This is a genomic window from Paenibacillus glycanilyticus (assembly GCF_030161375.1).
In the GTDB taxonomy this organism is placed as follows: domain Bacteria; phylum Bacillota; class Bacilli; order Paenibacillales; family Paenibacillaceae; genus Pristimantibacillus; species Pristimantibacillus glycanilyticus_B.
Map to the genome: position 1 here is coordinate 90,274 of NZ_BSSQ01000003.1, position 14,955 is coordinate 105,228.

The following is a 14,955-nucleotide window of genomic DNA, read 5'->3' on the forward strand; positions in this document are numbered from 1 at the left end:
CGAGGAGGAATTACAATGACAACTCAAACCATGACGACAAGAGTACACACGGTCAACAACATGCTGGAGGTTCAAGAGCAGGTACACCGTTTCGAACGTGACGGTTATGCGAGGGAGAACGTCTTTGTACTAACTCACGATAAAGGCCGGACCGCCCGAATCGCCAAAAACACGGATGCCGAACAAATCGGCGTTTCCGCGGAAGGCGTCGGCACCGCAATCGCCAATATCTTCCGCTCTACCGGCGACGAGCTGCGCGCCAAGATGCGGTCCCTTGGGATTTCGAAGCAATACGCGGAGCATCTCGAGGAACAGATGGACCGGGACAAAATTCTGGTCATCGCTTGGGGCGGCAAAGAATACAGAGATGACGAATATGATTCTGCCATCTATTACTACCCCGAATACCGCCTATAAGCCGGATTCATCGTTCGATCATTCAACAATCAAAGACCTATCCATACGGGTAGGTCTTTGATCTATGGTATAGTATGGTGTTAGAAGATCCTATTGAAAGGAGTGTTTCCAAGATGAGTATAATCATTGTCGACGATAATGCGACCAACCAGCTGATCATTCAGACCATCTTGGCCAAAGCCGGTTATCGAAACTTATTAACGGCCTCTTCAGCCCGGGAACTGTACGATCTGCTTGGAATCGGAATGTCAGCGACAACGCCCGACACGGATGTCGAGTTGATTCTAATGGATATGATGATGCCTGACATAGACGGTATTGAAGCTTGCAGAACCGTCTTGCAGGATAGCCGTTACAAGGACATTCCTATCATATTCGTAACCGCCGTCGGAGACTCGAACAAGATGGCCGAGGCGCTGGATGCCGGAGCCTGCGATTATGTCATGAAGCCGATTAACCGGATGGAGCTGTTAGCGCGTATCCGCTCTGCCATGCGGCTGAAGCAAGAGATTGACCGGCACAAAGAACGAGACAAAAACATGAGATATAATCTGGAACTAGCGAAGCAGGTACAGCTCAGCGTATTAAGTTCGGAGATCGATGACGAGAATGTGCGGATCAATGCCGCCTATCAGCCCTCTTCCGAGCTTGCGGGAGACTTCTACAACTGGTACCGTATCGATAAAAACCGGTATGGCGTTATTTTGCTGGATATGATGGGCCACGGCATCTCTTCTTCCCTTGTCTGCATGTACATCTCATCCGTGCTTCGCGACACGATTACGCGCATGCATGATATGGAGCAGGTCATGAATGAACTTAACCGCTATATGAATCAGCTGCATATCAAGGATGAGCTTATGAATTATTACTTTACGGCGATCTATCTGGTCCTTGATGTGGAGGAGAAATCGATCGAATACGTCAATGCCGGACATCCCCCGGGAATTGCGTTTCTCGACGGCAAGCCTGCCTTGCTGGAGCCCTGTTGCAGTGCAATCGGTTTTTTTGAGAAGCTGAAGGTAACCAAAGGAAAGCTTTATTATGAACAAAATGCCGGCATCGTTCTCTATACCGACGGGTTGACCGACGGTATGACGGGCGGAAAAGAAATGTCAAGCGAGACCCTGATTGGTCTTATGCGTAACGAAGAGCAGTTGGATCCTTCCGGACTTGTGGCCAGCATGATTCAGACAGATAATGGATCGGTGCAACAAGACGATATTTGTCTCGTAACGCTGTATACGAAATAATTTTACGAAATAATTAATTCAAGCTGTTTCAACTCCCCCCTGCCCGGGTAATCGTTATTAAAGCGAATGACAAAGGCAAGGCTGGAGGGATAACGTATGAAAAACACACTCATAGCTTGTTATCTTGCAGGAGGGATTATCAGCATCGCATCGCTGAGCTTTATGTCCGTTCCTCAACCCGTTCATAAGCTGCAGACAACTTCCGCATTTACTGAGTCGGCAACCGCCGAGCATGCGGATTATAACTACACAGTCCCAGACTTCAAGCTGCAGTCCGTCAACGGGCTATCGCTCTATGACGACAAAGTTACGGTTCAACGGATGCTTGGCAAACCGGCTCATGTTTCCCGTGACGATTATTTCACCGAATTCGAGACTTACGAATACCCGAACCTGAATATCGTCTTCCGCGAAGGCGTTATGGAAGAGATCAAGGTGAGCGGCAGCGCGGACACGATCCGAATCGACGACCAGGAAATTCCCGTCTCTATCGAAGCGTTAATTAAGGCGCTTGGAGAGCCTGACTATAAGGCGGATGACGGAATTGTCTATCAACGCCAGGAGAATGTTCTGAAGCTGTTCATTAATTATGACAAGGGTACGCTGGATTCTATCGCGTATTATCATATTTCATCTGTATAACGTATAACTATGGAGATCGGAGTGGATCGAATGAAAGCCCAGCAATTTCAGATCGAACAAAAAGAAACGAACGACAGCTATATTTTATCTCTCGCGGGAGAACTTGACCTTTCGGTTGTTCCCCAACTAAGATCAGCGCTCGAACCGGTTATGGATCGTAAAGACCAGAAGCTTGTACTTAATCTTCGCGAACTGTCCTATATCGATAGTACAGGCATTGGCATTATCGTTTCCATCCTGAAATACCGTGACGGAATTGATGCTCCCTTCTCCGTTACAGACATTCCGCCGACTATTCAACGTCTGTTCGATCTGACTGGCATATCCGGTTATTTAACGGAAGGGACAGAACAATAGACATGATACGATTACAAATCCCGTCTCATGCCGACTACATTGATATCGTTAGAGTATGTCTTTACGGTATTGCGTCCAAGCTTTCGTTCTCTTACGAAGACATTGAAGATATGAAGGTCGCCGTCTCCGAGGCATGTACAAATGCCGTGTTGCACGGCCGTCCTGCCGAGGAAGGCGGCAGCTTGATTGATGTCACCTTCCAGCCTACGGAAGCTGGAATCACCATCGTTGTAAAAAATGATGGCCCTCCGTTTGCGCATCAGGAAATAACCGCAATTGCTCCTCCGCTCCAAGGGATCGAAATCAGCGAGCTGCCAGTTGGCGGACTGGGCATCTACCTGATGGAAGCTCTTATGGATGAAGTATCCGTGCAGTCTAACGACAACAGTACGGAAGTGATTCTGACCAAATATATAAGCGAATAAAAGACAAGGGCCGGCGACAACTCGCTGGCCCTTGTCTTTCGTTATGACTAATCTTTTTTTACAAACAGACGCTCTCCGTCCGTTAATTCATTATAATGCTGCTTCCAAGGCGCAATCAGATATTCCATGCTGCCAAGGCCAAGAATGCCGTTTCCGGTCAAGCTGTCGTGAAACAGCTGGTGGACGCGGTCTTGCAGCTCGGGATTGAAATAAATCATGACGTTCCGGCAAAGAATCACGTGAAATTCGTTGAAGGTACTGTCCGTCGCCAGATTATGCTGCGCAAACACCATATGATCAGCCAAGGAACGATTAAAGATCGCGTGATCCCGATCCGTCGAATAGTAGGCTGAGAATTCTTTCGTGCCGCCGGCCTGCAAGTAATTTTTCGTAAAAGCCTGCATTCGCTTCAGAGGGAATTTCCCCTCCTTCGCTTGCTCAATGGCTCGTTCGCTCATATCGGTCGCATAGATTTTAGCCCGGTCGAGCAGCCCCTCTTCCTCCAGTAAAATCGCCATGGAGTAGACCTCTTCGCCGGTGGAGCAACCCGCATGCCAGATGCGAATCTCGGGAAACATCTTTAAATGCGGCACCGCTTTCTCCCGAAATGCTTTGAAAAAGCTCGGATCCCGGAACATTTCCGTTACTTTGATAGAGAAATCGTTCACGAGCTTTGCCGCATAACCCGGTTCATGGAACACCTTCCCTAACAGCTCGGTTACCGTGCTTGCTCCGTCAATAAACATCCGGTTGCGTATACGCCTCCGCATGGAGGAACGCAAATAATGCCGGAAGTCATAACCGTAGGCCATGTACAATCCTTCAATTAACAACTCGATCTCGATCGTTTCCCATTCGGAAGCAGGAGCTTCATCGGATCCCGCTTCCAGCATGTCCGGATAGTTGTGTTCATCCATTAATTCCCCACCTGCTTCGTTAGCCACACCCGCATAAGCGAGAACAGCTGATCCATCTGTAATGGTTTACTGATATAATCCGAGGCTCCTGCTTCCAGACATTTGTCACGGTCGGACTTCATCGCTTTTGCCGTAAGCGCAATAATCGGCATGGCTTGCAGCTGAGGCTGTTTGCGCATTTCCCTCATCGTCTCGAACCCGTCCATGAGCGGCATCATAATATCCATAAGTACAATATCGAAATCCGCGTCATCCCGTAAAATGTCCAAGCAGCGACGGCCGTTATTTGCAACGGTGACTTGCATCTTCTTGCTCTCCAGCGCTTGTACAAGGGCGAAGACGTTTCTGGCATCGTCCTCGACAAGCAGCACTTTTTTGCCGGCAAAGTCCGAACCGCTTGCTTCGCTTTCGGTTGCTGCCGGCTCCTCTTCGTCTGCTTCATGGACAGGGGCAGAAAGCGCAAATTGTTCTTCCGCGGCGGCAGATTCTTGGATAGCCAATTGGATGGAATCCGCTTGCTCTTGGGTAAGCTGAGGCAAATACACCGTAAAGCAGCTTCCCTGCCCTACCGTACTGTCCACCTTGATGTATCCGCCTAGAAGTCTCGCGAACTCGCTGCAGATGGATAATCCTAGTCCCGTGCCGCCATAAAGCCGGTTCGTATTGCCGTCTACCTGCTGGAAGGCTTCGAATATAAGTTTCTGTTTATCTTTCGGAATGCCAATCCCCGTATCCGTCACGGAAATCGCCAGCATACCTTCATCCGCTTGCTCAAATCGCAAATTCACCGATCCCGTTTCCGTGAACTTGAAGGCATTCGAGAGCAGATTTTTCAAGATTTGCTGCAGGCGTTGGCCGTCTGTATACCAGACATCCGGCAGGCTATCCGCTAAATGAACGTTAAAGGCAATATCCTTTTTATCCGCAATCGGATTAAAGGTCAACTTCATAAGCTCGGGATATTCGGTCAGATTCACTTCATCAATGGTCAGAACGACTTTGCCCGCTTCAATCTTGGACAGATCAAGGATATCGTCGATCAGCTTCAGCAGGTCCGTACCGGAAGTATGAATCACCTTCGCATATCCTTCTTCATCTTCATTTAATGTCCGGTTCTCATTCTCGCCCAGCAGCTGTGACAAGATAAGAATGCTGTTAAGCGGCGTGCGGAGCTCGTGAGACATATTTGCCAGGAAGTTGGATTTGTATTGCGAGCTTTTCCTGAGCTGCTCGGAGTAGTCTTCCAGCTCTTCCTTTGCTTTCTCGAGCTCTTTTGTTTTTTGCTCGGCGACCAAATACTGCTCTTCCAAATGTTCGGTCGTCATCCGCATTTCCTCCTGCTGCATCTGGAGTTCCTCCGTCAGCACCTGGGATTCGCTCAGCAGTCTCTCCACTTCCATCCGGCCGGAAATGTTGTTGACCGCAATGCCGAAGTCTTTCTCAATCTCCTCCATCAGCTTCAGATGTTGCGTCGTGAAGGACTGCAGCGAAGCGAACTCAATGACCGCTTCCAGCCGCTCCTCATATGCGATCGGCACCATCAGAACACTGCTTGGTTCCAGTTGCAAAAGCCCTGTTGTGATGAGCGGACTATGGTCCTTCGGATGATTGAGCAGGAATATCCGTTTCTCCATCGCGCATTGCCCGACAAGCCCTTCGCCGAATTGGATGGAGGATTTGCCCGCTTCCTCGCCGGAACCGGCGTAAGAGGACAATTTATCCAGTCTTTGCTGCTCTCCCGCTCCCCGGCGAATATAAAACACGCCGTAAGAAGCGTTAATCATAGGCGCTACCTTAGTTAGGAACGTCTTCGCCAATACTTCCAAATCATTAATGCCTTGCGTCATGGTCGCGACTTCGGCTACCTTCGCTTGCACCCAGCTTTGCGCCTCGAGGCTGGAGAGCAGCTGATTGGTCGCATCGCCGAGCTCCTTGATCTCATCGTTCGTATTCACTTTAATTCGAGTACCAAGGTCTCCTCCGGAAGAAGCAATCTCGGTAATTGTTCTTACGACCTGTTTAATCGTCTTAACAATAGAATTGGATACGAATGAAACAATCATGAAGGAAATAATCGTAGCGACCAGCAGCAGAATATAAATGCCGATTGTTAATGTCCGGTTTTTATTTTCCAGATCAACGATATGCAGTCTTGTCGACTGAATTTGCTGCGTGCTGATATTATCGAATTTGGTTCGCAGACTGTCCATTCGCTGCTTGCCGATATCGTCTTGGAAGAAGGCTGAAATATCAGCGTCTCTCCCTTGTTCTTTCATCGCGATGGTTGGCTCGCCGGCTTGGTTGATCCAATCCTGGATCATCATCTTGATGGACTCAAGCTCCTTCTGGGTCGCCGGGGAATCGGAGAGATAAGCGTACAAGCTGTTATAACTTGTTTCCCACTCGGATTTGCCTTTTTCATAAGGATCCAGATAACTTTTATCCCCAGTAATGATATACCCGCGTTGCGCGGTTTCCATATTAATCGCGTCATATTGTATAGAAGCAATCAGGTTATGGACGTCTACGTCTCTTGACGTAATCGTCTCTACTTCATTCTGAAGCCCTTGAATACGGTCCGTCACCGCGACAATAGATACGCCAAGGCATATAAGAATGAGGAAATAACCAATTGCAATCTTGGTTCGGATATTAAATTTGATGGCTCGAAGCATAACAATCTCCTTCTCTCCTAATCTCTTCTCCCCAGTATACCACTAATAGTTAGATTAGACGGCTGTTTCATTTGCGAATTACTCGGGTATTTATAGAAAAAACGAGGAGATGATTCGATGGATCTCTTTATTCAGATCATTATCGCCGTCATTACGGTTGCGTTCGTCATCCTGATGTTCTTTCTCATCCAAACCATTAAAGCGTTAACCGCCACCTTGGATGAGGTTCGCTCCACCGTTGGGGAGCTCAAAAACGATGTGTCCCAAATTAGCGGCGATGTGAAGGAAATGATTCACCATACCAATGAAATGACTTTGGACGTCCGGACGAAACTTCGTTCACTCGATGTTGTGTTTGCCACCATCCACGACATCGGCCAGACGCTCCACAGCTTTACCGGCGTGATGAAAGAAACCGCCGTAGGAATTGTCCATAACATGAAGGACAAAGCAAAGACAAAACCGGAAGTCTATGATGAGCAGGCTAATCAAGCTAATCGAAAGAGTAGCGGCAACGTTACGAACGCTCTTGCCGACGGCATTTTATCCTCGGTACGCATTTGGAGAAAACTCAAACAACAATAAGCTATAATAGGACTAGCGGAGAGGAACGAGAACAAATGATGAAACCATGGATAAGCTTGACCATTCCCGCTCAAGCGGATTATATCGATATTGTGCGGCTGACCCTGTCGGGGCTTGCTGCCAAAGAAGGTTTTTCCTACGAGGAAATTGAAGACATGAAAGTAGCCGTAACGGAGGCTTGCAGCAATGTTGTCCTCCATGCCTATGACGGCGGCACCTATGGCCTGATCGAAGTCGTTTTCGAAATTCAGCAGGACTCCCTGCACATTCGGGTCAAAGACAGCGGCAACAGCTTCCAATTTGAACCTACGGCTATTGCGGGCGCTGCCTTGCATAACAAGCCTCTAAATGAAGCTAGTATAGGAGGTCTTGGCCTATTTCTGATGCAGGCTTTAATGGATCAAGTTGAAGTCCGTTCGGAAATGGGGACCGAGGTGATTCTAACCAAGCGACTTGGTAGGAAAGAGGAGATGGCATGAGATCACAATCATCCTGCCTGGATCAGCAACAAATAGCAAGCTTGTTATTGCAATATCGGGAATTGAGCTGCAATGATGCCGCAACGGCATTGTTGCAGCATTTCGAACCGTTGGTCCGGATGGCTGTATCCAAAATATCGCGTAACCGACCGGATCTGTACGAAGATCTTTTTCAGGTCGGTCAAATGTCCATGCTGCGATTATTCAAGCAATATGACAGCGACAAAGGCGTGCCATTCGAAGGATATGCCATGAAGAGCGTAATCGGCCAGCTGAAAAATTACTTGCGCGACAAATCTTGGTACATACAAGTACCTCGAAATATGAAAGAAAAAGGACTGCTCGTTCAGAAAGCGATCGATGAATTGACAACTAAGCTCGAGCGGTCGCCGAAGATGGATGAGATTGCAAACTATTTGGGCCTGTCAGTCGAGGAAACGATCGAGGTCCTGTCTTCGCGGGAATCGTACCAATACGTGTCTTTGGATACGCCGCTCTCAACCGAAGGCGACAGCGCTACGATTGGCGACGTCATCAGCGATCATTCCGACGAGTATCGCCATATCGATAATCAGTTAGCCCTTAACGAAGCTCTTGCGCAGTTAAAGGAAGAGGAACGCAAAGTGCTCATTCTCGTCTACCAGCACGGTCAGTCTCAACGGGAAATTGCCGATCAGCTCGGCGTTTCGCAAATGAGCGTCTCCCGCTTCCAGAAGCGTGCGCTCGATAAGCTGCGGCAGCTGCTTCATCCGCCGCTGAGCGAAGAAGGCTGAACAAACCGCCTATTTCATTTATTAATAAATGAAACAGGCGGTTTGTTTTGCTTTACGAACTTTTACGAGCTTCATAATTCTAACGCGACAAAAGAAGCCGCTCCGGTTGGAGGGCTTCTTTCCCGTGAAAAACTATTCTAATTCGAAGTGGTACTCATCTTTTCTTTCATATCGTCCTTCGCGTTGTTGAAGGAATCCATGACATGCTCATGCGATTTCTTCGCGCGGTCGGACAAGTCCGAAGCTTCTTCCCTGACGCTCGATAACACGTCTTTAGACTTGTCTTTGGCGGTGGAAGCAAGTTCCTGCGTACGCTGGCTGATGGCCTGGAACTTATTCGAGATATCCTCCCTCAGCTTCACACCCGATTTTGGAGCAAGCAGAAGTGCCCCGACAGCACCAACCGCCGTCCCGACAATTGTACCTACCAACAGACCGCTACCTGTGTTTTCCTTTGGCATAGTTATCTCTCCTTTATTCCGTTCGTATTCGAAACCGTTATTCGATCTCGTATGTTCTATTACACGTAATCGGTTCTTTTGAAACAACCCGAGCAACTTTATAGAACTTGGAACGAAAAAGAGGTTGCATCTTTTATTGTTTACATCATATACTGTTTATATAATAATCAGTGTACGTGGTACACAGAAAAGAGGCATTTCGTGAACCAACAAACCGCAATTGAAATAGCTGGCCTGCGCAAAAGCTTCGGTAAACAAACGGTGCTAGGCGGCGTTGATCTTACGGTTCCTGCCGGAACTGTCTTCGCCCTCCTTGGCCCAAACGGTGCCGGCAAAACAACCTTGATCCATATCTTGTCTACCTTAATTGCACCGGATGAAGGAATGATCCGCGTCGGAGGTTATAACGTTCAAACCGAGCAAGAGCTGGTCAAGCAGAACATTAGTCTTACCGGTCAGTTTGCAGCAGTGGACGAAGTCTTGTCCGCGGAAGAAAATTTGCGGATGATCGGGAGACTTTCCGGCTTGTCGGCTGCTCATGCCCGCGTCCGCGCGGAAGAACTTCTAAGCGCATTTGATCTTGCGGATGCCGCTAAGAAAAGAGTGAAAACTTACTCGGGAGGCATGCGGCGCAGACTGGATCTTGCCATCAGCCTTGTAGCCCTCCGTCCCGTTATTTTCTTGGATGAACCTACAACCGGACTTGATACGGTCAGCCGCAGAGCCTTATGGGAGATTATCAAAGGGCTTGCCAAGCAAGGAAGAACGATATTTCTAACGACGCAATATTTGGAAGAAGCCGATCAGCTTGCTGACCAGATTGCCGTTATTCATGGCGGGACGATCGTAGCCAAGGGAAGCGCCGAACAATTAAAAGCAAAGGTTGGCGGAGAGGTGATTGAATTGCTGAACGACTATGACGAAGTGATCCATACCATACCGACGACTGGAAATATCCAGGATATTAGCCGTACGTTAAATGATCTTGTCAACTCGGTTCCTCCGGGAACCAAGGTCAACATTCGCAGACCAAGCATGGATGATGTGTTTGTTGCCTTAACAACAACCGTGGAAAAAGAGGTGTTACACGCATGATTTCAACGAATAACCCCGTTAAGCCCGCTTCGTTGCTAACGACTAACCTCGTATTTATCGGACGCAGTCTCCGTCATAGCCTTCGCAATACGGAAGCTTTGCTTATGGCCATTATGCTGCCCGTCATGCTCATGCTGCTGTTCACTTATGTATTTGGAGGAGCTATTGATTCAAGCGGAGATTATGTCAATTACGTGGTTCCGGGCATTATTCTATTATGTGCGGGTTTTGGCTCATCAAGTACAGCCGTTGACGTATCCAATGATATGACAAACGGCATCATTGACCGGTTCAGAACGATGCCGATCAAAAGCCTTAGCGTAGTTACCGGTCATGTAGTCGCTAGTCTCGCCCGAAATTTATTCGCAACCGGCGTTGTATTTGGCGTTGCCCTGCTTGTTGGGTTCAGACCAAATGCCAGCTTTATCGAATGGATACTTGCCATTGCGGTGATTGCTTTGTTTATTCTGACCTTCACCTGGTTGTTCGCGGCGATAGGCCTAGTAGCCGGAAGCCCTTCCGCTGCAAGCGGTTATGGCTTTGCGTTATTGTTTCTCCCGTATTTGTCCAGCGCTTTTGTCCCGACGGACACGATGCCTTCCTGGCTGCAAGGCGTAGCCAACCATCAGCCGATTACGCCTGTAATCGAGACGATCCGCGGGCTCCTGACGGGAACCCCGCTGGAGAATAGCGGCTGGTGGGCCATTGGCTGGTGCCTGCTTATTCTGGCTATCGCATTCTTGTGGAGCATTTCTTCCTTCCGTAAAAAAGCCGGCCGCCGATAAGCCATCGAAGCAAAATAAAGAGAGCAGCCTAATCGCTGCTCTCTTTATTTTGCGCCTCGTGCGGCAATATAATGCTCGACCCCGTCCAATATCCGCTCCAATCCGAAATCAAAGTCGTTGCCGATTGGATTGTCCGCCGGATTTTCTTCCGTATAGACGCCAGACGCAATAAGCGGCTGCAAATCCGGGTATTGCTCCTTTTTAACCAACAGCTTAAGCGCCTTCGTATAGTTCAGTCCGCTGAACTCGCCTGGACTTGCTCCACCTTGAATCGCCCGCTCCATATCCCGCTGGATCATCCCCGTGGAACGGGCATAGCTGCTAAGCAACAAGACCGTGGACATTTTCTCATAATCGTTCAGCGGCAAATTTCTCATGGGCCGAAGCGCCAAATCCACGATTAACAAATTATTCGGAGTAATTGGCACGCCCGAGACCGGAATATCCGCGAACCACGGATGTTTGACGAATACTGCAATACAAGCTCGCACATATTGACGCAACCCCTCCCGCCAATCCGCCCCTTCTTCGAGCTGATCTTCGGGTAATTGGATGACCTGCTCCTGCATCAGCAATAACAAATCATCTTTACTTTGCACATAACGGTATAACGACATCGCCGTAAACCCCAATGATGCGGCTACCCGGCTCATTGATACGGCCTGCAGCCCTTCCTGGTCCGCCAGCTGTACGGCTGCAGCTACGATCTGATTAATCGACAGCTCGCGCTTTGGTCCTCTCTGAGGTTCTTTCACAAGCCCCCATGCTAACGCAACGCCTTTTGGCAAACTGCCCACAATTTGAACGTCGTCCTCATGCTCCATCCTGCTTTTCCTCCACGCCATAATTGTTTACTATGTACACAGTATAACACAATATTCAACCAACAAAAAAACAGCTCCTCGTAAGGGAGCTGTTTTTTGTTAGTCCATGCCATGCTCTTCCCGGATTTTGTACAAACCCTTCAGCAGCATTTCGGCAGGATCGCGATTCAGGAGCAGATGCGTATACAACAGATGAAGTGAGAAAGCGCAAACATTATTACCATCCGAAATAGCCGGGAAGCCCGTTTCAAATACTGGACCTTTCAGCTCTTCATTCCAGGCAAGTCCTGCGTGAACCTTCTCCTCGGGAAATTCTTCTTCAACCGACTTAATGCAATGCGGGATGAGTACATGATCAATTAATGCTTTGGCATCATCTTCGCTTGCAGGAGGTTGAGGAAGCGGTTTACCCCCCTCGGTTTTCATCAATTCATAGAAAAACGAAGCCATCCATTCTGTTGCTTCATCGTTCCCCGCTTGGAAGTTCGCGATTAACTCGCGAAGGAAAAATCCGCATACATAATCGCTGCCCGACTCATCCTTCACTTTGTAAACAAACACGGGACCATAAAGCTCTTGATTCAATACTTGGCCTTGGACGTCTTCGAAATGCCGTCTCAATGCGACAAAGCCGTTATGCTGGACTGCTTTGACCAGCTCCGCGAATTGCTTCGCCTCTTCTTCTTGATTCCCTTGGATCTCTTCGTTTGTTGTCTCGTTATTCATATCGCTTCACCCGTAATCATCATATCATTCCACCAATTAAACAGTCTAGTCCATTAACCCAAAAGAAAGCCGTCCCGGCAGGACGGCTTAAACTTTTCCTATTCCACGCCATGCTTCTGGCGAAGCTTGGCCAATTCGGCAAGAAGCGTATCCGATGGATCACGGTTCAACTGCATCATTTTGTACAGGTAATGAATCGGGAACACGCATTTCTCGGCGGGAATATCTTTGAATCCAAGCTCAAGAACCGGCGTGTGGTTCGCATCCAATCCTCTATGGCCCGTAATCGTCAGCGGCGCAAATTCTTCGCTTACTGCGCTGAGACAATGCGGGAACAGAGTATGGTCGATAAACTCTTCTTCTTTCTGTTCGCTCTCGTGAGGACCGGGCAGCTCTTTGCCGCCTTTGTTAGTCTTCATCAGCTCATAGAAGAAGGAAGCCATCCATTCACCGGCATCCCGGCCGCCGTCCTGGAACTGCTCCGCCAATTCGCGAAGGAAAAAGCCGCAGTCATAAGATTTCTTGAAATCATTGGTTACCCGGTAGATGAAGATCTGTCCGAACTTCTCATCGTTTGCAATAAGACCTTCTACATTCGGGAAAAATGCTCTCAGCGACGCGAGACCCTTCTGGTAAATCGTCTTCATGAGCGAATCCCAGACTTCCGCATTATCGTTACTATTTACATTAGTATTATCATTATTCATCTTGTATTCACCCTCATGCATCATACCATTCTGCGCTTTGGAACGTCCAGTGCAATACTTAACAACTAACCGCGGCTTACAAAGAACGGAAGCTGCTCAATTCCTACCAGGCGGAGGTACGTAAACAGCTGGCCTTTATGATGAATTTCATGATCTTTCGCATTTTCCAGCAACGCAAAACCCGGGACCGCATTCCCGAAGAAATCAATGGATTGTGCAAGCTGCTCCGGCGTAAGGGTGCGAAGAGTGGCTTCCGTTCTTTCCGTAGAAGCAGCAACAACCGCCTTCAGATCTTCAACCGTTTCCGGAGGGGAAGCAGGTTTGGTGCCTTGCGTATGCGCGCCGTTCTGAACGGTATTCGCGAACATATCCATCGCACCTGTAATATGTAGGACGAGTTCTTTAAGCGACATCCCTTTCTCCCAAGGTCTGTAGGAAAGCTGTTCCGTCGTTACGCCCTCAAGCATGTCATGCAATACTTTGCGATGGCTTTTCCAAGCCGCGATAAATGTCTCAATGTTTGTCATTTTACAATTTCTCCTCTGCTTTGTATTCCACCTATTCATTATAAAGGCTACAAAATGGTTTTTCATCTTTTCGCGCCATGCAAACTTTCTTATCCTGTTGTGAGCCTATATTTTGAGCCTATATAATGAAGACTTTTTTCTCCCCGGTCCGTTGAGATTACAATTCATGCGCAGACGTTCACAACTCTCAAAAAAATTTACATTGCGTTAACATGAATAACGTTTTGCGTTTACGTAGCCCAACTAGAATAGCTCTTGTAAGGAAAAACAAAAACACAAGTTTGGAAGGGGAACCTAACTATTATGAAAAAGTCTTTGATCGTTACTATGGCACTTACATTGTCGCTCTCGCTCGCAGCATGCGGCAATAACAACAATAACGGTGCAAACAACGGAAACGCAGCAGCTACAAACAATGCTACAACAAATAATACGGCTTCCGCTGATCTGTCCGGCTCCATCCTGGCTTCTGGCTCCACTGCTCTTCAACCGCTGGTTGACCAAGTATCGAAAGAGTTCATGGACAAAAACACTGGCGTATCGATTCAAGTTCAAGGCGGCGGCAGCGGTACAGGCCTTACTCAAGTATCCGAAGGTCAAGCCCAAATCGGCAACTCCGACGTATTCGCTGAAGAGAAGCTTGACGCTGACAAAGCAGCTGAACTCGTTGACCACCAAGTGGCTGTAGTCGCTATGGCAGCTGTAACTAACAAAGACGTTGGCGTGGACAACCTGACTAAACAACAACTGGTTGACATCTTCACTGGCAAAGTAACGAACTGGAAAGACGTTGGCGGCAAAGACGAGAAAATCCAAATCGTTAACCGTCCATCGAGCTCCGGTACTCGCGCAACTTTCGAGAAATTCGCGCTTGGCACGAAAACAGAAGACCTTGCAGGTTCGATCCAAGAGGACGCTTCCGGTACGGTTAAGAAACTCGTAAGCGAAACTCCTGGCGCTATTGGTTACCTGGCACTGTCCTACCTGGATGATTCGGTAACAGCTCTGAAATACGAAGGCGTTGACGCAAACGTTGATAACGTAGCTAAGGGTACTTACCCAGTATGGGCTTACGAGCACATGTACACGAAAGGCGAGCCTGACGCAGCAACTAAAGCTTTCCTTGACTACATGGTATCCGAAGAAGTTCAAAACGGCGACGTTGTAGAAATGGGCTACATCCCGGCAAGCAAAATGGAAGTAACTCGCGACGCTGCAGGCAACGTAACGAAATAATAAACAACTGAAATAAATATGTTGAAGTCAAGAGACGAGCTAGCTCGCCTCTTGACTTCATGTCCTATATC

18 protein-coding genes are annotated in these 14,955 nt (G+C 48.2%); 11 read left to right on the forward strand and 7 right to left on the reverse strand.

Going from position 1 to position 14,955, the window contains the following annotated elements:
- The first annotated feature begins 15 nt into the window (after positions 1 to 15).
- From QQK89_RS04160 to QQK89_RS04180, 5 genes are all read left to right on the forward strand, one after another.
- Complete coding sequence (locus QQK89_RS04160) at positions 16 to 417, forward strand: general stress protein (RefSeq protein WP_284237182.1); 402 nt, start codon at positions 16 to 18, stop codon at positions 415 to 417.
- A gap of 113 nt (positions 418 to 530) precedes the next feature.
- The gene (locus QQK89_RS04165) at positions 531 to 1,670 is read left to right on the forward strand and encodes a PP2C family protein-serine/threonine phosphatase (RefSeq protein ID WP_284237183.1); all 1,140 of its coding nucleotides are present in this window, start codon (positions 531 to 533) and stop codon (positions 1,668 to 1,670) included.
- Positions 1,671 to 1,766: 96 nt separating this feature from the next.
- The gene (locus tag QQK89_RS04170) at positions 1,767 to 2,312 is read left to right on the forward strand and encodes a hypothetical protein (protein WP_284237184.1); all 546 of its coding nucleotides are present in this window, start codon (positions 1,767 to 1,769) and stop codon (positions 2,310 to 2,312) included.
- 30 nt (positions 2,313 to 2,342) lie between these two features.
- Positions 2,343 to 2,669, forward strand: coding sequence for an STAS domain-containing protein (locus tag QQK89_RS04175; protein ID WP_284237185.1), 327 nt, complete (start codon positions 2,343 to 2,345; stop codon positions 2,667 to 2,669).
- A 2-nt stretch (positions 2,670 to 2,671) separates the two neighbouring features.
- On the forward strand, positions 2,672 to 3,094 hold the full coding sequence (locus tag QQK89_RS04180; protein WP_284237186.1) for an ATP-binding protein: 423 nt from the start codon (positions 2,672 to 2,674) through the stop codon (positions 3,092 to 3,094).
- 47 nt (positions 3,095 to 3,141) lie between these two features.
- Here QQK89_RS04180 and QQK89_RS04185 read toward each other — a convergent pair whose 3' ends face one another.
- Positions 3,142 to 4,011 (reverse strand): CheR family methyltransferase, encoded by an 870-nt coding sequence (locus QQK89_RS04185; RefSeq protein ID WP_284237188.1) that lies wholly within the window; start codon positions 4,009 to 4,011, stop codon positions 3,142 to 3,144.
- The gene (locus QQK89_RS04190) at positions 4,011 to 6,686 is read right to left on the reverse strand and encodes an ATP-binding protein (protein WP_284237189.1); all 2,676 of its coding nucleotides are present in this window, start codon (positions 6,684 to 6,686) and stop codon (positions 4,011 to 4,013) included. Before QQK89_RS04190 ends, QQK89_RS04185 begins: the two co-directional genes overlap by 1 nt.
- A gap of 117 nt (positions 6,687 to 6,803) precedes the next feature.
- On the opposite strand from QQK89_RS04190, the gene QQK89_RS04195 reads away from it, so the two are divergent.
- From QQK89_RS04195 to QQK89_RS04205, 3 genes are read left to right on the forward strand one after another with little or no spacing between them, the layout of a single operon-like run.
- Positions 6,804 to 7,271 (forward strand): DUF948 domain-containing protein, encoded by a 468-nt coding sequence (locus tag QQK89_RS04195; RefSeq protein WP_284237190.1) that lies wholly within the window; start codon positions 6,804 to 6,806, stop codon positions 7,269 to 7,271.
- Between the two features lie 38 nt (positions 7,272 to 7,309).
- Positions 7,310 to 7,750: an anti-sigma B factor RsbW gene (rsbW, locus tag QQK89_RS04200; RefSeq protein WP_284237297.1), complete on the forward strand. Its 441-nt coding sequence runs from the start codon at positions 7,310 to 7,312 to the stop codon at positions 7,748 to 7,750.
- Complete coding sequence (locus QQK89_RS04205) at positions 7,747 to 8,523, forward strand: sigma-70 family RNA polymerase sigma factor (RefSeq protein WP_284237191.1); 777 nt, start codon at positions 7,747 to 7,749, stop codon at positions 8,521 to 8,523. Before rsbW ends, QQK89_RS04205 begins: the two co-directional genes overlap by 4 nt.
- 137 nt (positions 8,524 to 8,660) lie before the next feature.
- On the opposite strand, the gene QQK89_RS04210 is transcribed toward QQK89_RS04205, so the two are convergent.
- Complete coding sequence (locus QQK89_RS04210; RefSeq protein WP_284237192.1) at positions 8,661 to 8,984, reverse strand: YtxH domain-containing protein; 324 nt, start codon at positions 8,982 to 8,984, stop codon at positions 8,661 to 8,663.
- A 201-nt stretch (positions 8,985 to 9,185) separates the two neighbouring features.
- Between QQK89_RS04210 and QQK89_RS04215 the strand changes: the two genes are divergently transcribed.
- Together QQK89_RS04215 and QQK89_RS04220 are read left to right on the forward strand one after the other, a co-directional pair.
- On the forward strand, positions 9,186 to 10,079 hold the full coding sequence (locus tag QQK89_RS04215; RefSeq protein WP_284237193.1) for an ATP-binding cassette domain-containing protein: 894 nt from the start codon (positions 9,186 to 9,188) through the stop codon (positions 10,077 to 10,079).
- Positions 10,076 to 10,864, forward strand: a complete 789-nt coding sequence (locus QQK89_RS04220; protein ID WP_284237194.1) for an ABC transporter permease — start codon at positions 10,076 to 10,078, stop codon at positions 10,862 to 10,864. The genes QQK89_RS04215 and QQK89_RS04220 overlap by 4 nt, the downstream gene beginning before the upstream one ends.
- A gap of 44 nt (positions 10,865 to 10,908) precedes the next feature.
- Here the strand turns inward: QQK89_RS04220 and QQK89_RS04225 are convergent, their stop codons facing one another.
- From QQK89_RS04225 to QQK89_RS04240, 4 genes are all read right to left on the reverse strand, one after another.
- Complete coding sequence (locus tag QQK89_RS04225; RefSeq protein ID WP_284237195.1) at positions 10,909 to 11,688, reverse strand: TetR/AcrR family transcriptional regulator; 780 nt, start codon at positions 11,686 to 11,688, stop codon at positions 10,909 to 10,911.
- A 99-nt stretch (positions 11,689 to 11,787) separates the two neighbouring features.
- On the reverse strand, positions 11,788 to 12,414 hold the full coding sequence (locus QQK89_RS04230; protein ID WP_284237196.1) for a hypothetical protein: 627 nt from the start codon (positions 12,412 to 12,414) through the stop codon (positions 11,788 to 11,790).
- A gap of 98 nt (positions 12,415 to 12,512) precedes the next feature.
- Positions 12,513 to 13,121 carry a hypothetical protein gene (locus QQK89_RS04235; protein ID WP_284237197.1) on the reverse strand — a complete coding sequence of 203 codons (609 nt, stop codon included), beginning with the start codon at positions 13,119 to 13,121 and terminating at the stop codon, positions 12,513 to 12,515.
- Positions 13,122 to 13,186: 65 nt separating this feature from the next.
- Positions 13,187 to 13,648 (reverse strand): DinB family protein, encoded by a 462-nt coding sequence (locus tag QQK89_RS04240; protein ID WP_284237198.1) that lies wholly within the window; start codon positions 13,646 to 13,648, stop codon positions 13,187 to 13,189.
- 300 nt (positions 13,649 to 13,948) lie between these two features.
- Here QQK89_RS04240 and QQK89_RS04245 point away from each other — a divergent pair, with 300 nt between their 5' ends.
- Complete coding sequence (locus tag QQK89_RS04245) at positions 13,949 to 14,884, forward strand: phosphate ABC transporter substrate-binding protein (protein ID WP_434481625.1); 936 nt, start codon at positions 13,949 to 13,951, stop codon at positions 14,882 to 14,884.
- Positions 14,885 to 14,955: the final 71 nt, after the last annotated feature.